At 70.8% G+C, this 18,093-nt stretch carries 21 protein-coding genes and 1 tRNA gene; 7 read left to right on the forward strand and 15 right to left on the reverse strand.

The window, feature by feature from the left end; translation table 11 throughout:
- Positions 1-45: 45 nt before the first annotated feature.
- Complete coding sequence (locus tag EDF42_RS09780) at positions 46-1,017, forward strand: magnesium transporter CorA family protein (RefSeq protein WP_123672214.1); 972 nt, start codon at positions 46-48, stop codon at positions 1,015-1,017.
- A gap of 43 nt (positions 1,018-1,060) precedes the next feature.
- On the opposite strand, the gene EDF42_RS09785 is transcribed toward EDF42_RS09780, so the two are convergent.
- The gene (locus EDF42_RS09785) at positions 1,061-2,212 is read right to left on the reverse strand and encodes an SLC13 family permease (RefSeq protein ID WP_123339000.1); all 1,152 of its coding nucleotides are present in this window, start codon (positions 2,210-2,212) and stop codon (positions 1,061-1,063) included.
- Positions 2,213-2,305: 93 nt separating this feature from the next.
- Here EDF42_RS09785 and EDF42_RS09790 point away from each other — a divergent pair, with 93 nt between their 5' ends.
- Positions 2,306-2,497, forward strand: a complete 192-nt coding sequence (locus EDF42_RS09790; protein ID WP_111085947.1) for a hypothetical protein — start codon at positions 2,306-2,308, stop codon at positions 2,495-2,497.
- An 88-nt stretch (positions 2,498-2,585) separates the two neighbouring features.
- Here EDF42_RS09790 and EDF42_RS09795 read toward each other — a convergent pair whose 3' ends face one another.
- The 4 genes from EDF42_RS09795 to EDF42_RS09810 form a co-directional block, all read right to left on the reverse strand.
- The gene (locus EDF42_RS09795; protein WP_123338999.1) at positions 2,586-3,749 is read right to left on the reverse strand and encodes a mechanosensitive ion channel family protein; all 1,164 of its coding nucleotides are present in this window, start codon (positions 3,747-3,749) and stop codon (positions 2,586-2,588) included.
- Positions 3,750-3,859: 110 nt separating this feature from the next.
- The gene (locus EDF42_RS09800) at positions 3,860-4,777 is read right to left on the reverse strand and encodes a glycine betaine ABC transporter substrate-binding protein (protein WP_221180449.1); all 918 of its coding nucleotides are present in this window, start codon (positions 4,775-4,777) and stop codon (positions 3,860-3,862) included.
- A gap of 11 nt (positions 4,778-4,788) precedes the next feature.
- On the reverse strand, positions 4,789-5,778 hold the full coding sequence (locus EDF42_RS09805) for a proline/glycine betaine ABC transporter permease (protein ID WP_123672215.1): 990 nt from the start codon (positions 5,776-5,778) through the stop codon (positions 4,789-4,791).
- Positions 5,775-7,049 carry a glycine betaine/L-proline ABC transporter ATP-binding protein gene (locus EDF42_RS09810; RefSeq protein ID WP_221181021.1) on the reverse strand — a complete coding sequence of 425 codons (1,275 nt, stop codon included), beginning with the start codon at positions 7,047-7,049 and terminating at the stop codon, positions 5,775-5,777. The genes EDF42_RS09805 and EDF42_RS09810 overlap by 4 nt, the downstream gene beginning before the upstream one ends.
- Before the next feature lie 539 nt (positions 7,050-7,588).
- On the opposite strand from EDF42_RS09810, the gene EDF42_RS09815 reads away from it, so the two are divergent.
- Together EDF42_RS09815 and EDF42_RS09820 are read left to right on the forward strand one after the other, a co-directional pair.
- The gene (locus EDF42_RS09815; protein ID WP_123672216.1) at positions 7,589-9,151 is read left to right on the forward strand and encodes an amino acid permease; all 1,563 of its coding nucleotides are present in this window, start codon (positions 7,589-7,591) and stop codon (positions 9,149-9,151) included.
- Positions 9,152-9,221: 70 nt separating this feature from the next.
- A complete protein-coding gene (locus EDF42_RS09820) occupies positions 9,222-9,539 on the forward strand; it encodes a hypothetical protein (RefSeq protein WP_148053800.1) in 318 nt (105 codons plus the stop codon).
- 19 nt (positions 9,540-9,558) lie between these two features.
- Here EDF42_RS09820 and EDF42_RS09825 read toward each other — a convergent pair whose 3' ends face one another.
- The 8 genes from EDF42_RS09825 to EDF42_RS18945 all read right to left on the reverse strand — a co-directional run bounded on the left by EDF42_RS09825 (position 9,559) and on the right by EDF42_RS18945 (position 15,516).
- Positions 9,559-10,398, reverse strand: a complete 840-nt coding sequence (locus tag EDF42_RS09825; protein ID WP_123672217.1) for a VOC family protein — start codon at positions 10,396-10,398, stop codon at positions 9,559-9,561.
- Positions 10,399-10,542: 144 nt separating this feature from the next.
- Positions 10,543-11,196, reverse strand: a complete 654-nt coding sequence (locus EDF42_RS09830; protein WP_123338994.1) for a PepSY domain-containing protein — start codon at positions 11,194-11,196, stop codon at positions 10,543-10,545.
- Between the two features lie 48 nt (positions 11,197-11,244).
- On the reverse strand, positions 11,245-12,531 hold the full coding sequence (locus EDF42_RS09835; RefSeq protein WP_260235346.1) for a cell wall metabolism sensor histidine kinase WalK: 1,287 nt from the start codon (positions 12,529-12,531) through the stop codon (positions 11,245-11,247).
- 64 nt (positions 12,532-12,595) lie between these two features.
- Positions 12,596-13,273 (reverse strand): response regulator transcription factor, encoded by a 678-nt coding sequence (locus EDF42_RS09840; RefSeq protein WP_123672218.1) that lies wholly within the window; start codon positions 13,271-13,273, stop codon positions 12,596-12,598.
- Positions 13,274-13,341: 68 nt separating this feature from the next.
- Positions 13,342-13,554 carry an SCO4848 family membrane protein gene (locus EDF42_RS09845; protein ID WP_111085956.1) on the reverse strand — a complete coding sequence of 71 codons (213 nt, stop codon included), beginning with the start codon at positions 13,552-13,554 and terminating at the stop codon, positions 13,342-13,344.
- Between the two features lie 140 nt (positions 13,555-13,694).
- On the reverse strand, positions 13,695-14,621 hold the full coding sequence (locus EDF42_RS09850; RefSeq protein WP_123672219.1) for a hypothetical protein: 927 nt from the start codon (positions 14,619-14,621) through the stop codon (positions 13,695-13,697).
- Complete coding sequence (locus tag EDF42_RS18940; protein WP_111085958.1) at positions 14,618-15,079, reverse strand: ImmA/IrrE family metallo-endopeptidase; 462 nt, start codon at positions 15,077-15,079, stop codon at positions 14,618-14,620. Before EDF42_RS18940 ends, EDF42_RS09850 begins: the two co-directional genes overlap by 4 nt.
- Complete coding sequence (locus tag EDF42_RS18945) at positions 15,076-15,516, reverse strand: hypothetical protein (RefSeq protein ID WP_159573933.1); 441 nt, start codon at positions 15,514-15,516, stop codon at positions 15,076-15,078. Before EDF42_RS18945 ends, EDF42_RS18940 begins: the two co-directional genes overlap by 4 nt.
- A gap of 76 nt (positions 15,517-15,592) precedes the next feature.
- On the opposite strand from EDF42_RS18945, the gene EDF42_RS09860 reads away from it, so the two are divergent.
- The gene (locus tag EDF42_RS09860; protein WP_395862372.1) at positions 15,593-16,243 is read left to right on the forward strand and encodes a YigZ family protein; all 651 of its coding nucleotides are present in this window, start codon (positions 15,593-15,595) and stop codon (positions 16,241-16,243) included.
- Between the two features lie 103 nt (positions 16,244-16,346).
- On the opposite strand, the gene EDF42_RS09865 is transcribed toward EDF42_RS09860, so the two are convergent.
- Positions 16,347-16,422: transfer RNA gene (locus tag EDF42_RS09865), tRNA-Lys, on the reverse strand.
- 93 nt (positions 16,423-16,515) lie between these two features.
- On the opposite strand from EDF42_RS09865, the gene bcp reads away from it, so the two are divergent.
- The gene (bcp, locus tag EDF42_RS09870; RefSeq protein ID WP_123672221.1) at positions 16,516-16,986 is read left to right on the forward strand and encodes a thioredoxin-dependent thiol peroxidase; all 471 of its coding nucleotides are present in this window, start codon (positions 16,516-16,518) and stop codon (positions 16,984-16,986) included.
- 73 nt (positions 16,987-17,059) lie between these two features.
- On the opposite strand, the gene EDF42_RS09875 is transcribed toward bcp, so the two are convergent.
- Positions 17,060-17,482 (reverse strand): hypothetical protein, encoded by a 423-nt coding sequence (locus EDF42_RS09875; RefSeq protein WP_123672222.1) that lies wholly within the window; start codon positions 17,480-17,482, stop codon positions 17,060-17,062.
- A 260-nt stretch (positions 17,483-17,742) separates the two neighbouring features.
- On the opposite strand from EDF42_RS09875, the gene EDF42_RS09880 reads away from it, so the two are divergent.
- Positions 17,743-17,991: a WhiB family transcriptional regulator gene (locus EDF42_RS09880; protein ID WP_017888820.1), complete on the forward strand. Its 249-nt coding sequence runs from the start codon at positions 17,743-17,745 to the stop codon at positions 17,989-17,991.
- Positions 17,992-18,093 lie beyond the last annotated feature (102 nt).

Below are 18,093 nucleotides of genomic sequence, written 5' to 3' on the forward strand. Positions count from 1 at the left end.
CCGGCCTGGGATCCCCGGGCCGGCCGTCTCACTAGGCTGACGCGCATGGTCAGGACACGGGCGTGGCGGAACGGCGACGCGGCGGAACGGGACTTCCCGGTCGACCGGGTCTCGGACCTCGTCGCCGACGCGGACACCTTCGTCTGGGTCGACTACACCGACCCGGTGCACGACGACCTCGTGCAGGTCGAACAGGAGCTCGGCATCCACGCCCTCGCCGTCGAGGACGCCGTCGAGCAGGGCCAGCGCCCGAAGCTCGACCGGTACCGCGAAAGCCTGTTCCTCGTGGTCTACGACGTCGGCGGTCTCGGCGAGGACGGTGAGCTCGTCACCCACGAGGTGAAGGCGTTCGTCACCGAGCACGCCCTCGTCACCATCCACGGGGCCGACGTCGACACCGCCGCGATGGAGCACCGGCTCGACGCGAACGCGGACGTGGCCGAGCACGGTGTGCCGTGGCTCGTCTGGGCGTTGCTCGACGCCGTCGTCGACCACGCCACCGAGACCGTGGAGGACATCGAGCGACGGATCGACGACCTCGAGGACGACCTGTTCGAGCGGGGCAACGCCCGCGAACAGCAGATCCAACGCCGGTCGTTCCGCCTCCGCAAGGCCCTCGGCGTGCTGCGGCGGCTCGTCGTCCCGACCCGCGACAGCGTCGCGTCGCTGCTGCACGGCGACGCGGAGACGATCTCGGACGGCATCCGGCCCTACTTCCGCGACGTCGAGGACCACCTGGTGTCGATCTCGGACTCCGTCGAGCAACTGCGCGACGCCGTCTCGAGTGTCCTCGACACGAACCTCAACCTGGCGTCGAACCGGCAGAACACCGTGATGAAGAAGGTGACGAGCTGGGCCGCGATCATCGCGATCCCCACCGCCATCACCGGCTTCTTCGGGCAGAACGTGACGTTCCCGGGCGAGGGTGCGTGGAGCGGGTTGTACGTCTCGCTCGCGCTCATCGTCGCGTCGTCGCTCGTGCTCTACCGCGTCTTCAAGGCCCGCGACTGGCTCTGACCGCGACCGCGCGTCGGAGCGCGAGCACCCCAGCGGCCCCGCGTCAGAGCGCCAGCGCGAGCACCCCGGCGACCACGGTGAGCGGAGCCGCGATGCACCCGAGCAGCATGTACTTGCCCCACGACAGGTGCACGCCCTCGGCCGACAGCCGTGCGTGCCACAGCAGGGTGGCGAGCGAGGCCCACGGCGTGACCAGGCACCCGGCGTTCACGCCGATGAGGAGCGCCGCGTACCGCACGGCCTCGTGACCGGCGGCGGGCTCGAGCACCAGGTACGCGGGCAGGTTGTCGATCGCGTTCGCCGCCACCGCTCCCCCGGCGCCGAGCAGCAGGAGCGGCCCCGTTCCGGTGCCGTCGCCGAGCGCCCGCACGATCGGGTCGGTGAGCCCGGTGCTGTGCAGGGTCTCGACCACGACGAAGAGCCCGGCGGCGAACAGCAGCGTCGACCACGGCACCCGCGACGGCCGGAGCTCCGCCGGCGACCGGAACGCCGCGACGACGACGAGCACGAGGGCACCGGCCACGGCCGCGATCCAGACCGTCACCCCGGCGGTGAGCGCCACGACGAGCGCGACGAGCACACCGGACGCCGCCCAGAACGACACCGGGTCGGACGGACGCCGCACCGACACCGGCGTGTAGCGCCCGAAGAGCTTGCCGCGGAACACCACGAGCAGGACGGCGCACGGCACGACGACCCCGGCGACGGCGGGCCAGGCCATCAGCCCGGCGAAGGGCAGCGGGCCGCCGAGGCCCATCCGGTCGACGGCGAGCAGGTTCGTCAGGTTCGACACCGGCAACAGCAGGGACGCGGTGTTCGCGAGCCAGACGGTGGTGAGCGCGAACGGCATCGGCGGCAGCCCGACCCGGCGCGCCAGTGAGATCACGATCGGGGTGAGCAGCACCGCGGTCGTGTCGATCGACAGGAAGACCGTGCAGAGCACGGCGAGGACGACGACCGCGCCCCACAGCCCGATGGTGCGTCCGCCGCCGACACGTGCCGCGACGTCGGCGAGTCGGTCGAACACCCCGGCGTCCGCAGCGAGCTCGGCGACGATCGTCAGCCCGAGGACGAACCCGAGGACGGGCAGGACCCGCTCGGCCAGGACCCCGAGGTCGTCGAGTGGCAGCAGTCCGAGCGCGACGCACACCGCGCCGATGACGAGCAGCACTGCTCCGATGACGGCCTGACGCACGGGCGCTCCTCCACGAGTGCGCCGGGCAGGGTGTCCGGCGGCGCTCCAATGTACTGACCGGTAGCGTTGGCAGCACGACGACAGGAGGCCTCTGTGCGCAAGTTCATGTTCAACGGTGCGGTGTGGAGTTCGCTCATCAGCGGCTACAGCGTGCTCCAGACCACCCGCCAGGGACCCCGCGACTGGCGGCTCGCCCTGACGTGGGTCGCGTGGATCGCGACCACGATCGTGGCGATCGGCACGGTGGTCGAGGACGACCGCGCCGTCAAGGCGCGCCAGCCGTAGGTCCAGGCCGCGACCACACGACGGACGGGAGGCCCGGTGCCAGCTGGCACCGGGCCTCCCGTCCGTCCCGTGTCGGGTCCCGAGCCCGTCAGCGCTCCGCAGGCGGGATGTCCGACGTCTGGATCGGGCCGGTGAAGAGTGCCGCGCGGTCCTCCTGCCCCGGCGCGAACAGCGCCGAGTCGGCAGCGGTCGACGCCGTGCGCCGCCGCGGTGCCGTCTCGTCGACCATGAGCACGCGCTGGACCGGCAGGGCGTCGGGGTGGGTGCGCTGGATCCACTCGACGAGTTCCTCGCGGATGTAGCAGCGCAGGTCGAACAGCGACGGTGCGTCGTGCGACGTCGCGAGGACCCGCACCCGCACGTACCCCTGCACGGCGTCGGTGACCTGCAGCACCTTGACGCGGCGGTCCCACAGCTCGGTGCGGTCGAGGATCCGGTCGAGTTCCTCGCGCATCTCGCCCGGCCGGACCCGCCAGTCCAGGTCCATCTCGACGGCACCGAGCAGTTCGCTGTTCGTGCGCGTCCAGTTCTCGAACGGGGTACTCGTGAAGTACGTCGACGGCAGGACGAAGCGCCGGTCGTCCCACAGGTGCACGACCACGTAGGTCAGGGTGATCTCCTCGATCCGCCCCCACTGCTGCTCGACCACGACGACGTCGTCGACGCGGATCGACCCGGAGAACGCGAGCTGCATGCCCGCGAAGACGTTGCCGAGCGTCGACTGCGCCGCCAGACCCGCGACGACCGAGATGAGTCCGGCGCTCGCGAGCACGCTCGCGCCGGCGGCCTCGACCCCGTCGAAGGTGAGCAGGATCGCGCCGACGGCGATGATGACGAGCACGGCGACCGTCAGCCGCCGGATGATGAGGACCTGCGTGCGGATGCGGCGGGCCTGCCGGTTGTCGGGGACGTCGATGCGGAACCGGTGCAGGCCGAGGTCCTCGAGGAAGATCGCGATCTGGCACGCCAGCCAGCAGCCCACCGCGATCGTGACGATGAGGAACCCGTGCACGACCTCGTCGCGCCACGGGTACGCGTCGGCGTCGCGCGGGACGCTCGAGGTGAACGCGATCCAGAGCAGGACCACGAGCAGGGTGGTGCGGAACGGGTGCTTCGCCCGGCGCGAGAGCACGCCGGCCCACCGCTCCCGTCGCGCGACCGTCCGGAGCACCAGGTGCAGGACGACCGCGGCGACGGCGGTGATGAGGAGGGCGAACCCGATCGCGACCAGGAGTCGGAGGAGGATGTCCATCCCTCCATGCAAGCAACGAAACGACAGGCGTCGTTCAGGAAAACCGGCCCCGCGCGCGACCGAGGCCCGGTGCGCACGACGCGCACCGGGCCTCCTGTCCGACCTGCTGACTACTTGCCGGACGTGAGCGAATCGACGAAGTCCTGGTGCTCGGAGGCCCACTTCTCCGTGATCGCGGGGTACTCGCTGGCCTTCGCGCCGCTGTTCACGAGCGCGTTCTCGAGCGAGTAGAGGGTGTCGGAGTCCATCGAGAAGTCCTCCATCCACTTCGACGCCTGCGGGAAGTCCTGCTCGAAGTCCTTCTTGGCGATCGTGTGGATCTCCTCGTTCTTGCCGAGCGCACCCTTCGGGTCCTTCAGGTCCTTGATCGGGAAGGCGTCGTACGCCCAGTGCGGACGCCACAGCGTCACGACGACGTCCTCCTTCTTCGCGATCGAGGCCTTGAGGTCGGCGAGCATCGCCGGCGTCGAACTCGTGATGAAGTCCATGCCGTCCAGGCCGTACTGCGGGATGACCTGGTCGGACACGACCTTCGTCTCACCGGCGGCGGGCTCGATGCCGATGATCTTGTTGCCGAAGTCGGACGCGTGCGCTTTGAGCTCGTCGATCGAGTCGATGTCCGAGTACTCCGGCACCGCCAGTTCCAGCGACGCCTGCTCGTTCCAGGCGCCGAGGTCCGTCAGGTCCTTGCCGTAGGTGTCCATGTACTCCTTGTGCGTGTTCGGCAGCCAGGTGTCGAACACGACGTCGTAGTCGCCGGACGCGAGGCCGGTGTAGGCGGGTGCGACGTCGGAGTTCGTGAGCTGGACGTCGTAGCCCTTCTGCTCCAACACGTGCTTCCAGAGGTAGCTGGCGGCGGTGTCCTCGTCCCAACCGTTGAAGACGACGACGTGCATCGACTTCTGGTCACCGTTGTCGACGGTGCCGGAGGCACCGTAGTAGCCGGGCGGCATGCAGGCGGACAGGCCGACGGCGGTCGCCGCGGCGAGCGCGGCTGCCGCGAGGGTGCGCTTGGTTCGCTTCATCATGTGGTCATTCCTCACGCGCTGGTCGTCTGCGGCTCGCGCCGGCGGTCGGCCGGGGCTGCTTCGGTGGTGGCGGCGGTCTGGGCGGTCGCCGCGTTCGGCGTCGCGGTCACGGTGGGCTTGCGCTTGCGCTTCCACGGCCGGGAGGCACCACTCGCGTCGCCGCCGAGCGCTGCGGTCAGGCGGTCCAGCAGGATCGCCAGGACCACGACCGACAGACCGGCCTCCGCCCCGAGACCGACGTCGATGCGGTTCAGGGAGGCGACGATCTGCTCGCCGAGGCCGCCAGCGCCGACCATGCCGGCGATGACGACCATCGACAGCGACAGCATGATGACCTGGTTGACGCCGGCCATGATGCTGGCCTTCGCCAACGGCAGCTGGATCTGACGGAGGATGCGCCACGGGCTCGACCCGAAGGCGGCACCGGCCTCGACGACCTCGCTCGGGACCCCGCGGATGCCGAGTTCGGTGAGCCGGACGCCGGGGGCCATCGCGAAGACGATCGTCGCGACGATGCCGGGGACGACGCCGACGCGGAACAGCAGCAGCGCCGGGATCAGGTAGACGAACGCCGGGGTCGTCTGCATGAAGTCCAGGACCGGGCGGATGATCCGGCTCGCGGCGTCGGACCGGGCGGCCCACACCCCGAGCGGAATGCTGAGGACGACGGCCAGACCGGCGGCGACCACGACGAGCGCGAGCGTGTTCATCGCGTTCGTCCACTGCCCGACGCTGACGATGAACAGCAGACCGATGGCAGCGCCGAGCGCGAGCTTCCAGCCCTTCGCCAGGAACGCGAGCACGACGAGGACCGCGACGACGACCCAGAACGGCGGGATGGAGAGGAAGTACTCCATCCACGCGTCCATCCACGTGAACACGTAGCGGACGACGTCGAAGAAGCCGGACAGGTAGGTCGTGATCCAGTCGACGACCGCGGCGACCCAGGTGCCGAGGGGCAGGTGGAAGTCGCCGAAGGAGTTGGTACCGGGGGTGATCATGCGTGGTCTCCTTCGGTGGCGGGCTCGCCGGTGTGGGCAGGCGTCTCGCCGGTCGCGGCGAGGGTCGAGTCCATGTCGGAGTCGGAGATGCGGGTGACCGGTTCGAGCACCGGGATCGGCATCGTCGCGGTCGGCACGTTGCCGAGCGCGGCCAGCAGGGTGACGCGGGGCACGACGCCGAGCAGGCGCTGCTCGTCGTCGACGACGGCGATCGGCAGGGGCGACTCGACGGCGAGCTCGAACAGGTCGGTCAGCGCCGTGTCGGGGGCGACCCGCGCGTACTCGGTGTTCACGATGGCATCGAGGTTCGTGTCGCCAGCCTTCACCTGGCGCATCACGTGGCGGTCGCGGACCCAGCCCTCGAGCTTCCGGCCACGACCGGTGACGAAGAGCGCGGCCGTCTGCAGGTCGCGCATGGTGCGCAGTGCGCCACGAGGACCCACGGTCAGCGGGACGGTGGCGCGGGCCGGTTCCATGACGCTCGCGGCGGTGAGCACACGGGCACGGTCGACGTCCTGCACGAACTGGGCGACGTAGTCGTTCGCCGGGTCGGTGAGGATCTCCTCCGGCGACCCGATCTGCACGATCCGGCCGTCGCGCATCACGGCGATGCGGTCCCCCAGGAACATGGCCTCGTTGAGGTCGTGCGTGATGAAGACGATGGTCTTGCCGAGCCGCTGCTGCAGGTCGACGAGCTGCTCCTGCATCTCACGGCGGATGAGCGGGTCGAGCGCGCTGAACGCCTCGTCCATCAGCAGGACGTCGGTCTCGGCGGCGAGGGCGCGGGCGATGCCGACGCGCTGCTGCATGCCGCCGGACAGCTCGTCGGGCTTCGCGTCGGCCCAGACGTCCAGGCCGACCAGGTCGATGACCTCACGGGCCTTCGCGAGGCGCGTCGTCTTGTCGACACCGTTCACCTCGAGGCCGTACGCGACGTTCTCGAGCACGGTGCGGTGCGGCAGCAGGGCGAAGTGCTGGAAGACCATCGACACGCTGGACCGGCGGATGTCGCGGATCCCCTTCGGCGTCGCGCCGGTGACCGTGCGGCCGCCGATCTCGACGCTGCCGGCGGTGGGCTCGAGCAGGCCGTTGAGCATCCGGATGAGGGTGGACTTGCCGGAGCCGGACAGCCCCATGACGACGAAGATCTCGCCGGGTCGGACGTCGAAGGACGCGTCGATGACCGCGGCGGATCCCTGCTCGCGGACCTCGTCGCGGGTGGCACCGGCGGCGAGGCGGCGGACGGCCTCGGCCGGTCGGCGGCCGAACACCTTGTAGACGTCGCGGACGCTGACCGCCGGCGACGTGGTGGGGTCCGGGGACGTGCCGGTGGGGTCCGGCGACGGGGTGTGCCGGCTCTGGGGTGGTGCGATGGACAACTGGGCTCCTCGCGTCGCCACGGCGGACGGAGCGCACGTGCGGCGACGGTGTGGTTGCGAACGGGTCGTCCGGGACCGTGCGCGCGGCCACGTCGAGCCCGCGCAACGGCGCAGGGCGAGCGATCACGCACGCGGGGACCACGCTCGGGGCGGTCCCGGTCCGGCCGACCGTACGGCTGCGGCGCTGCTGGCCGCGGACGCGTTCTGGTCGTCGTGTCCCCGGCCGTCGGGCCTGTGGGGACGTTCAAACCTAACGGTCTCCTGTCCCCCGATCACAATCGACGTCCGCCGGAATCCCGGCACCGCTGTACCCCGTCGTCGGCGTGTCGCCCACGCACATGGGGATCGCGATCGTGACCGTCTCGTTACAGATCAGCTCGTTCGGAGGTTTGTGTGCCGCCCCGGTTCCGTGCGCATGTAGGTTGGCGCGCATGACAGCGCAGAACGACACGGGCGTGAACCGTGCTCCGGCGAACGACTTCTCGCACGAGCAAGAGGGCTACCAGCACGGTCTGAAGCCCCGGCAGCTGCAGATGATCGCGATCGGTGGGGCCATCGGCACCGGACTCTTCCTCGGTGCGGGTGGACGACTCCACACCGCGGGCCCCGCGCTCGCGCTGACCTACCTGATCTGCGGCATCTTCGCGTTCTTCATCCTGCGCGCCCTCGGCGAGCTCGTGCTGCACCGTCCGTCGTCGGGGTCGTTCATCTCCTACGCGCGTGAGTTCTACGGCGAGAAGTTCGCCTACGCCGCCGGCTGGATGTACTTCCTGAACTGGGCGATGACCTCGATCGTCGACACCACCGCCGTCGCGATCTACCTGCAGTACTGGTCCGCGTTCACCGCCGCACCGCAGTGGCTCCTCGCGTTGATCGCCCTGGTCGTCGTGCTCGCCGCCAACATGGTCGCGGTCAAGGTGTTCGGCGAACTCGAGTTCTGGTTCGCGCTCATCAAGGTCGCGGCACTCGTCGCGTTCCTCGTCGTCGCGATCATCTGGCTCGTCTTCGCGTTCCCGGTCGAGGCCGGCGGCGAAGCCGTCCGCACGGGCTTCTCGATCTGGGGCGACAACGGCGGACTGTTCCCGAACGGGTTGCTCCCCGCGGTCATCGTGATCCAGGGTGTCGTGTTCGCGTACGCGGCGATCGAGCTCGTCGGCACCGCGTCCGGTGAGACGCAGAACACCGAGAAGGTCATCCCCCGCGCCATCAACTCCGTCGTGTTCCGCATCGCGGTCTTCTACGTCGGGTCGATCATCCTGCTCTCCCTGCTCCTGCCGTACACGGCGTACAAGGAGGGCGAGAGCCCGTTCGTGACGTTCTTCTCGTCGCTCGGCAACCCGCAGGTCGGGTCGATCGTCGGCGGCATCATGAACTTCGTGGTGCTCACGGCGGCCCTGTCGTCGCTCAACGCCGGTCTGTACTCGACCGGTCGCGCCCTGCACTCGATGGGCATGAACGGTTCGGCGCCGAAGTGGACCACCAAGATGTCGAAGGGCGGTGTGCCGTACGCCGGCATCCTGCTCACCGCCGGCTTCACCGTCGCCGGCGTCGTCCTGAACTACTTCGTCCCGAGCCAGGCGTTCGAGATCGCGCTGAACATCGCGAGCCTCGGCATCATCACGGCGTGGGGCACGATCATCCTCTGTCAGATGCGGCTCCGGTCGTGGGCGAAGCAGGGACTGGCGAAGGAGCCGTCCTTCAAGCTGCCCGGCGCCCCGGTGACCGCGTGGCTCACCCTGGCGTTCCTGGCGTCGGTCATCGTGCTGATGGCGATCGACTACCCGGTCGGCACCTACACGATCGCGTCCCTCGTGATCGTCATCCCGCTGCTCGTCGTCGGCTGGTTCCTGCAGCGCGACCGCATCCTGCGCATCGCGTCGCTCCGACAGGGCGTCACCGGTCCGTACCCGATCGGTGTCCGTGACCCGGCGAACCAGGTCCGTCGCGACGGCCAGGACGGCGGCGAGCACAAGGGGTCCGACGACACCGTCTGATCTGTCCCCGGAGCGCAGCACGTCGCGCGCCGAGTGCAGTGGGTCCGGCACCCGTCGGTACGATCGGCGGGTGCCGGACCGCTCTGTCTCCCCTGCGTCTGTTCCCCCCACCCTCGATCTCCAGCTGAGCTGGCGAGGCGCGTACGGACGCCTGCGGGTGTTCCCCGACCGCCTGGAGGCCGAGACCGACTACGAGCGCGAGGCGCGGGTCTCGGTTCCGATGGACGCGGTGTCGGGGTGGCGGCTCGGACCGTGCGACGAGGACGCCGTCTGCGTCGAGTTCGTCACTGAGCCGGAGACCTTCCGCGTGCTGCTCGACACCTCGGACGAGCAACTCGCCGCACTGGCGATCCGGAAGGTGCTCGGACCGCCGCTCACCACCGGCTGACGGTCCACGGGCGCTGCGCTCAGGCGTCGCCCTCCGGGGCGAACTGCGTGACGCGGAACGTGGCGCCCTGCGGGTCCCGCAGCTCGGCCGCACGCGTCCACGGGCCCTGCCAGGTATCGAGCACGGCTCCGCCGAGCTCCTCGGCCCGTGCGGCGGCGGCGTCACGGTCCGCCACGCTGAACGACACGTGCCAGTCGTCCGGCCCGTCGTCGAGTCGGGCGAGGGCGCCGATGACGTCCGCGAAGCCCTCCGGTGCGCCGACCTGCCGATCGCGGATGTCGGGGTCGGAGGTGGCCGCGAGGTGGTCCCCGTAGCCGGGCAGCCGGACCATGGCGCTCGGGCCCTCCTCGATGCCCGAAACCCGCCAGCCGAACAGCTGCTCGTAGAACGAGATCGCCTGCTCCGGCTCGGTCGAGCGGAGGTCGCTGAAGACCCAGCCGCCGGGGGCGTTGATGTGCTGCGACCCGAGCCGGTCGCGCGCCTGCCAGAGTCCGAACGCCGCACCGCGCGGATCGACGCAGTCGACGCTGCGGCCCGCGGCGCCACCCGGCCCGGCGTCCTCCGCCGGAGCGGCGGTGCCACCGAGCTCGACGACCCGAGCGGCCACCGCGTCGGCGTCGTCCACGGCGATGTACGTCGTCCACGACGCCGGCTCGTCACCCGAGGCGATCGCGCCGACCTCGCGGCCGTCGATGCTCACGATCCGGTACGAGCCGGGGGCACCGGGGGGCAGGCGCTCCTCGAAGTCCCAGCTGAACAGGCCGCCGTAGAACGCCTGCGCGGCGTCGGGGTCCGGGTGTCGTCCGTCGATCCAGCTCGGCACGCCCTGCGGGTAGGTGCGAGGGATCTGGTCCGTCATGGTGTCTCCCGAGGTCGCCGACGCCGAGGTCGGATGCCCCAGGTCTACCGCTGACCGCCGACGTCGGCCGGGTCGGTCGCCGGGTCGGTCGCCGGGCCGGTCGCCGGGCCGGTCGTCGGGCCGGTCGCCGGGCCGGTCGCCGGGTCAGTCGTCGGTGTCGACCTGGTCGGTGACGACGTCGCCCGAGCCGGCGTCGATCCGGACGCTGTGCTTGGTGCCGGATCCGTCGACGACGTCACCCTCCCAGACCACCGTGCCGAGGTGGTCGTCGAGGCCGAGCTCGGTGATCGAACCGGCGTGCAGGTCCTCGAAGGCGCTGACGGCCTTGCTGACGTCGAGGTCCGCCGCTGCGACGAACCGGTCGTGCTCGGCACGGTCGTCGGTGTCCGCGGCCTCCGTCTGCGGGGTACCGGTCACCCCGGTGCCGGCGGCGTCGGTGTGCACCTCGTGCTCGGTGCCGTCCTTCGTCACGACGAGGACCTCGTACGCGCTGCCACGCTGCTCCTGCTCGACCGAGATGACGGTGCCGGAGCCGACGCTCCCGCGTGCGGTCGCGACGGCGGCCAGCAGGGCGTCGTTCGACGTGGCCGAGGCGGCGGTCGCGGACGCGCCACCCGACGTGCCGGTGGTGGCGTCCGTCGCGGCCGACCCGTTCGAGGACGATGCCGCCGAGTCGGACGACCCGTCGGTGGAGCAGCCGGTGAGGGCGAGCGCGGCCACGACGGGCAGGGCGGCGAGGGCGGCGAGGGCGGCGATGCGGCGGGCAGAGGGCTTCTGGAGCTGGGTGCGGAAGGTCATGGGACGAGCATGTCGGCGGGGTGCTGAAGCAGACCTGAAGCCGCCTGTTCAGCCGCCGAGTGCGATGCGCACGACGAACCGCGCCCCGCCGAGCGGCGAGTCCGCCACCATCGCCTCGCCTCCGTGCGCCCGGACGGCGTCCCGCACGATCGCCAGACCGAGGCCGGCACCACCGGCGTCGCGGCTGCGGGCCTCGTCGAGCCGGACGAACCGCTCGAACACCCGGTCGCGCTCGGCCGCCGGGATCCCGGAGCCGTCGTCGTCGACGGTCAGCACCGCGGCGCCGTCCTGCTCGACCAGGGCCACCGCGACGCGCGACGTGGCGTGCCGGACGGCGTTGTCGACGAGGTTCCGGACCACGCCGGTGAGGAGCCGTTCGTCGCCGAGCACGCGTGCGGCGGAGATCCCGGAGCCGTCGACCCGGATCGCACGGTCGCCGGTCGCACCACCCGGCACCCGGGCCCGCGCCCGCGCGACGGCCTCGAGTGCGAGGTCGTCGAGGTCCACGGGACGACGGACACCCGCGCCGCCCTCGTCGAGCCGTGACAGCTCGAGCAGCCCGGTGACGAGGTCCTGCAGGCGCACGGCCTCGGACCGCACGACGTCGGAGAACTCGGCCACGTCCGTCCGGCCCGGGTACGCGACGGCGACCTCGGCGTGCTGACGGAGGGAAGCGATCGGCGACCGCAGCTCGTGCGAGGCGTCAGACACGAACTGCCGCTGCCCCGCCGCGGATCGGTCGAGCCGGTCGAGCATGGCGTTCATGGTCGTCGCGAGCCGGGCGATCTCGTCGCCGGTGTCCGGCACGACCACGCGGGCATCGGGCTGCGCGGCACGGATCGTCTCGACCTCGGTGCGCATCCGTTCCACCGGCCGCAACGACCGCCCGGTCACGGACCAGGTCACGACCCCGAGCACGAGGACGAGCACCGGCACCCCGACGGCGAGGAGCACCACGGCGGTCCGGATGGCCGTGTCGGTCTGCTCGAGGGAGACGCCGTACACCAGGGTCGCCTCACCCCCACCGGGCAGGTCGACGTCGTCGGCGACGAGCAACCAGCGTTCGCCGTCGTGCGACCACCGGGACTCGTCGGCGGTCGGCAGGGCCGGAGCGTCGGCGTCCTCACCGTGCGCGAGGACCGAGCCGCCGGCACCGACCACCTGCACCAGGACGTCCTCGTAGTCGGTCACCGCACCGGCACCGTCGGACTCGACCCGTGACGACACCTGTTCGAGTCCGGCCTCGGCGGACGTCCGCACCCCGTCGAGCAGCACCAGGCGGAGCACCACGACGAACCCCACGGCACCGACGACCAGGGCGGCGAGCACGACCACGCCGGCGCCGAGTGTGGTCCGCGCGCGCACCGACCGGAAGCGGCGCCTGCGCCCCGTCCCCCGGTCAGCCACCGTCGGCCGCCAGTCGGTAGCCCGCACCGCGGACGGTCTCGAGTGACGTCCGTCCGAACGGCCGGTCGAGCTTGCGCCGGAGGTGCCCGACGTACACCTCGACGATGTTCGGGTCGCCCTCGAAGTCGACGTCCCAGACGTTCTCGATCACCTCGCGCTTCGAGCACACCTGCCCGGAGCGCCGCGCGAGGTACTCGAGCACCGCGAACTCCCGGCTCGTCAGGTCGACGGGGGTCCCGGCACGCGTCACCGTCCGTGCGGCCGGGTCGACCACCAGGTCGCCGAGGGTCAGCACCGCCGGGCGTTCCCGCGCACCACGGCGGACGAGCGCGCGCAGCCGGGCGACGAGGACCGGGTGTGAGAAGGGCTTCGTGACGTAGTCGTCGGCGCCGGCGTCGAGAGCCTCGACCTGGTCCCACTCGCCGTCCTTGGCGGTGAGCATGAGCACCGGCGTCCAGTCCTGGTCGGCCCGGAGCTGGGCGCAGACCGCCCATCCGCTCATCCCCGGCATCATCAGGTCGAGGACGATCGCGTCGTACTGGAACTCGCGGGCGTGCCACAGGCCGTCGACGCCGTCGTGGGCGACGTCGACCGCCCACCCCTCGGCCTCGAGGCCGCGACGGACGCCGTCGGCGAGTCGCACCTCGTCATCGACCGCCAGGACACGCATGGCGACGATCCTGCCGTGCCGCCCTGAAGCAGCGCTGAAGCGACGCCCGACGGCGGACGGCGGACGGCTCAGACCAGCAGCAAGATCCCGGCGACGACCGCGGCGACGGCGATGGCGAGCGCGATGAGCAGCAGCACGAGGTGCACCGTGTAGAACGTCGTCGGCTTGCCCGCGGCGTCCCGCGCGCGGGTGTCCTTCGCGACGCGCTGGAAGAAGCGCGGCCAGGTGACGACGTTGAAGACGGCACCGATGAACAGGACGACTGCGGCGAAGACGAGCACCGTCCGAGTCTAGACAACGAGTGTCGGTGGTGCTCGGCCGCCCCCAACGCGGCCGAGTCCCACCGACGAGCCACAGGATCTGTAGCACTTGCTACAAACCCTACACGGGCGTCGGGAGACCGTCGAGCCACCCCTTCGGGCTACGCGGAGTCGAGCGCGGCCTCGGCCTCGGCGAGGACGGCTCGCTCGGCATCGGTCAACGGCGCACGCGTCCGCCGGAGCCCGTCGTTGACCTCGACGATCGCGCGGCTCAACCGCGTGGCGGGATCCTCGGTCGACGGGTAGGCGTTGTCGGCACCGATCCGCGCGTGCAGCGGCGCGAGACGTCGCAGCGCCGCGTCGACCCGACGGGTGCGCCGACGTCGCGAGACCCGGTGTCCGACGACGAGCAGCAGCATCCCCGTCGAGACGCAGATCACGGCGCCGGGCGTCGTGACGTCGTACGGCAGCGCGAGGGAGCGCATCCGGTCGAGGTCCCCCGTGACGTGCGCCAGGTCCATGACCACGACGACGACCATCCGGACGACCCCCAGCACGCCGCCGAGCACGAGGACCCACAGCCCGACCAGGTCCGTCGTCGTCCGGGCCTCGCGCAGGCGGAGGACGCAGATGAGGCCCGTCGCGCCGAGCGCCACCCCGAGGTACACCGTCTGCGCGATCGAGTAGACGGTCGCGGCCGGGTGCGACCCGGCGTCGAGCATGAACGTCGTCGTGGTGGCGGGCTTGTCCAGCACCGAGAAGGCGACGACCACCACGACCACCACCGCGGCGCACGACACCACGATCGCGTTCCGGAGCCACGGCCGGGCTGCCCCGACCGCCTTCGCCACGCCCCAGAGCAGCGTGCTCGTACCGGCGACCATCAGGCAGTCACTGACCACGGTGACCACGTTGGAGCCGCCGAGCAGTGGGTCGAGCCACCGGTACAGCGGGTCGACGTTCGTGACGATGGTGCCGGCGAACAGCAGGAAGGTCACCGCCAGGGTGCGGTCCTGCCCGCGTTGCAGGACGAAGAGCGCGATCGTCCCGGCGATGAGCAGCACCGCCTGGACGACGGCGACGATCACCCGAAGACCCCGCGGAAGGCGCTCGGGCGGCCGCGGTGCCGCCGGATGAGCGTCGCGAGCGCGTCGGCGAAGACCTCGGCCTCGTGCTCGTACGCGTTCGAGAACATCCCCCGCGCCAGTGCCCGCTCGACCTTGTACTCGGGCAGGTCCGGGATGACGTCGCGGATGTAGGCCGACTGGGGCGCGTGCTCCTGGTGCCGGTGCAGGACGTGGCCGAGCTCGTGGCCGATGACGAACGCCCGGAAGGTCGGCGACGCGGTCGGCGAGATCATGATCAGGTGGGCGTGCTCGAGCGTCGCGACGAAGCCGCACACGGGTTCCGTCGCCAGGAACGCCTCTTCGCGGACGACGATGGGCTTGTCCACGACGACGGCTGCGGCTGCGACGGCTTGGTCGACGTCGGACCACCCCTCGACCGCACCGCGTGCCCAGAAGGACTCGAGCAGCGGGTCGGTCACGCCACGCTCCCGCGCTGTGATTCCTCCTCGAGCACCTCGGCGATGCGCCGCAGCGCCTCGGGTGAGAGCTCGCCGGGGAAGGTGCGTGCAGCGAACCCGCTCACGCGGGCGGAACGCAGGGAGCGGACGAGGGCGAGCTGGGCGCCGATGCGCTCGGGGACGTCGCTGTCCTCGAGCAGGAAGCGCTCGTCGACCTCGAAGAACCCGGCGAGCAGCCGCAGGAGCTCGGTGTCGCGGTTGCGTCGGCCGTCGCCGGAGAGCATGTAGGTCCACTTCGCCCGCGAGAGCGAACCGCCGTGGGCGGCGACGTACTCCTCGATCGAGGCGAACGGCACCGGAGCACCACGCTGGGACTCCTCGAAGTCGAGCAGCAGGTTGATGCGCCGTGCGAGTTCGGCGGCGTCCAGGACCCCGCCCCTCGGATCACCGGTCTCCATGTCGGACTCCTCCCCAGCCGTGCGTGCACGACATCGTAGCGCGGCGGACACGGTGCACGCCGTTAGCCTCGTGGGCATGGCCCGCAGCTTCCCCGCGACGATCGCCGAGCCGGTCGAGCACGAGATCGTCATCACGAAGTCGCGGTTCATCACCACGGTCACCCCCGTGTCGGACGTCGCGGACGCCGAGCGGGTCATCGCCGAGGTGAAACGCCGCCACTGGGACGCCCGGCACAACTGCACCGCGATGGTCACCGGCACCCTCGGCGACCAGGCCCGGTCGTCGGACGACGGAGAACCGTCGGGTACGGCTGGCGTGCCGATGCTCGAGGTGCTCCGCCGCCGCGACCTCACCGACGTGGTCGCCGTCGTGACGCGCTACTTCGGCGGCGTGAAGCTCGGCGCCGGCGGACTCGTCCGCGCCTACTCGACCTCGGTCTCCGAGGCCCTCGACACCGCCGCGCTCGTCCGACGCGAGGCGCTCACGCAGGTGCACTTCGACGCCCCGCACGCCGAGGCCGGCCGGCTCGACAACGTCCTGCGCGACTGGGTCCGGCACCACCACGCGACCCTCGGTGCGACGGCCTACGGGCGCGCGGCGACGTTCGAGGTCTGGGTGCCCGCCGACGCGCTCGCGATCCTGACCGCGGACCTCGCAGCGGCCTCCGCCGGCGCCGTCGACCTCGTCGTCGGCCCGGAACGGATCGTCGACGTCGCCGCCGACTGAATCCGACCGCCGGAAGCACCTCGGGCGTGTCCCGTTCGGAACGCGTGCACACGCCCGGAACGCACGAAGGCCCCGACTCGATGAGTCGGGGCCTTCGTGGTCGTGGTGCACCCCCTCGGACTTGAACCGAGAACCCACTGATTAAGAGTCAGTTGCTCTGCCAATTGAGCTAGAGGTGCATGTTCCGGCTTCCGTGCCGCAACGGGAATCAACAATAGCATGGGTTCTGCGCCCTCACGACCACTCGTGGGCACCAAACGAACAGGAGCACCATGACCGACCGTCTCGCCGCCGGCGACACCGCCCCCGACTTCACGCTGCCGGACCAGGACGGCGTCGAACACTCGCTCGCCGCACTGCGGGGCAAGAAGGTCATCGTGTACTTCTACCCGGCCGCGTCCACCCCCGGTTGCACCACCGAGGCCTGCGACTTCCGCGACAACATGTCGTCACTGCAGGCAGCCGGCTACGAGGTCCTCGGCGTCTCGAAGGACGAGCAGGCGAAGCTCAAGACCTTCCAGCACGAGCAGGCACTCACGTTCCCGCTGCTGAGCGACCCCGACCTGGCGGTGCACAAGGCCTACGCCGCGTGGGGCGAGAAGAACAACTACGGCAAGATCGTGACCGGCACGATCCGCTCCACGATCGTGGTCGACGAGGACGGCAGCGTGCAGCTGCCGCTCTACAACGTCAAGGCGACCGGACACGTGGCGAGCCTGCGGAAGAAGCTCGGCCTGGTCTGAGGACCGGACCACAGCGAGACGGGAGGCGCGGTGCCAGCTGGCACCGCGCCTCCCGTCCGTCTGTCGGTCGCGTTCACTCCACGGGACGCGCGAGCGCGGCCGTCACCGACCGCGACAGCACGAAGGTGATGCCGAGCAGGGCGGGGATCAGCAGGACCCAGCCGACCGCCGGCTCACGGAAGACACCCTGGAACGCGCCGATGGCGATCGCACCCTGCAGGACCTGCCAGACGATGATCCCCGAGCGCACCCAGGCGCGACGCTTCCACAGGCCGTTCAGGAGCGCACCGAGCCAGAGCGCCGCGACGGCCGACAGGATCGTCAGCGCGATCCCGGAGGCCAGGCTCGACGCCGGCGCGACGATCAACTCGACGACCAGGACAACCGTGACCACGACGAGCGCCGCGAACTCGAGGCCGACCACCACCAGCAGGCCGATCAGCGCGCTTGAGCGTCGCTCAGGACGGTCGACCGCGGTCGGGTCGTCATCGTGCACAGTGATCCTCCAGCATCGGAACCCTTGATTTGCCCCTACCAGTATGGAACGATATTCGAGGTCGTTTGGACGGCACGATGTGGTGTGCGTCTCCCGTGGTTCGTCGCTCCTCCCCCGAGCGTCACGCGGGCGTCAGACTCGCTTCCAGCGGACTCCTCCCCACAGTTGTCCCCTCATGCCTCATGCATGGTCAGCGTTCCGATCCCCCGAACCCCGGCCCCGGCCTGCCGTTCGAGCATCGACATCAAGGAGCACCACACATGGACTGGCGTGACAAGGCAGCTTGCCTCACCGCGGACCCCGAGCTCTTCTTCCCCGTCGGGAACACCGGGCCCGCCGTCGATCAGATCGAGAAGGCCAAGTCGGTCTGTGCGCGCTGCACGGTCACCGAGATGTGCCTGCAGTACGCCCTCGAGAACAACCAGGACTCCGGTGTCTGGGGCGGCCTCAGCGAGGACGAGCGTCGTGCGCTGAAGCGTCGCGCCGCCCGCGCCCGCCGCGCTTCCTGACCGGGTCCGCTCGGCGCACTGACACACCGACGCACCGACGCCCGTCGTCCCTTCGGGGGCGGCGGGCGTCGTCGTGCGCGTGGGCGGCGGCGACCGGAGCGC

The sequence above is a fragment of the Curtobacterium sp. PhB172 genome (genome assembly GCF_003752545.1).
Taxonomy (GTDB): Bacteria; Actinomycetota; Actinomycetes; order Actinomycetales; family Microbacteriaceae; genus Curtobacterium.

What these genes read in the sequence shown, in the direction of transcription:
- EDF42_RS09780 (WP_123672214.1), top strand. Translation starts at nt 46, where the DNA reads ATGGTCAGGACACGGGCGTGGCGGAACGGCGACGCGGCGGAACGGGAC.
- EDF42_RS09795 (WP_123338999.1), bottom strand. Translation starts at nt 3,749, where the DNA reads ATGGACATCCTCCTCCGACTCCTGGTCGCGATCGGGTTCGCCCTCCTC.
- EDF42_RS09800 (WP_221180449.1), bottom strand. Translation starts at nt 4,777, where the DNA reads ATGATGAAGCGAACCAAGCGCACCCTCGCGGCAGCCGCGCTCGCCGCG.
- EDF42_RS09805 (WP_123672215.1), bottom strand. Translation starts at nt 5,778, where the DNA reads ATGATCACCCCCGGTACCAACTCCTTCGGCGACTTCCACCTGCCCCTC.
- EDF42_RS09815 (WP_123672216.1), top strand. Translation starts at nt 7,589, where the DNA reads ATGACAGCGCAGAACGACACGGGCGTGAACCGTGCTCCGGCGAACGAC.
- EDF42_RS09825 (WP_123672217.1), bottom strand. Translation starts at nt 10,398, where the DNA reads ATGACGGACCAGATCCCTCGCACCTACCCGCAGGGCGTGCCGAGCTGG.
- EDF42_RS09830 (WP_123338994.1), bottom strand. Translation starts at nt 11,196, where the DNA reads ATGACCTTCCGCACCCAGCTCCAGAAGCCCTCTGCCCGCCGCATCGCC.
- EDF42_RS09840 (WP_123672218.1), bottom strand. Translation starts at nt 13,273, where the DNA reads ATGCGTGTCCTGGCGGTCGATGACGAGGTGCGACTCGCCGACGGCGTC.
- EDF42_RS18945 (WP_159573933.1), bottom strand. Translation starts at nt 15,516, where the DNA reads ATGGAGACCGGTGATCCGAGGGGCGGGGTCCTGGACGCCGCCGAACTC.
- EDF42_RS09860 (WP_395862372.1), top strand. Translation starts at nt 15,593, where the DNA reads ATGGCCCGCAGCTTCCCCGCGACGATCGCCGAGCCGGTCGAGCACGAG.
- bcp (WP_123672221.1), top strand. Translation starts at nt 16,516, where the DNA reads ATGACCGACCGTCTCGCCGCCGGCGACACCGCCCCCGACTTCACGCTG.
- EDF42_RS09880 (WP_017888820.1), top strand. Translation starts at nt 17,743, where the DNA reads ATGGACTGGCGTGACAAGGCAGCTTGCCTCACCGCGGACCCCGAGCTC.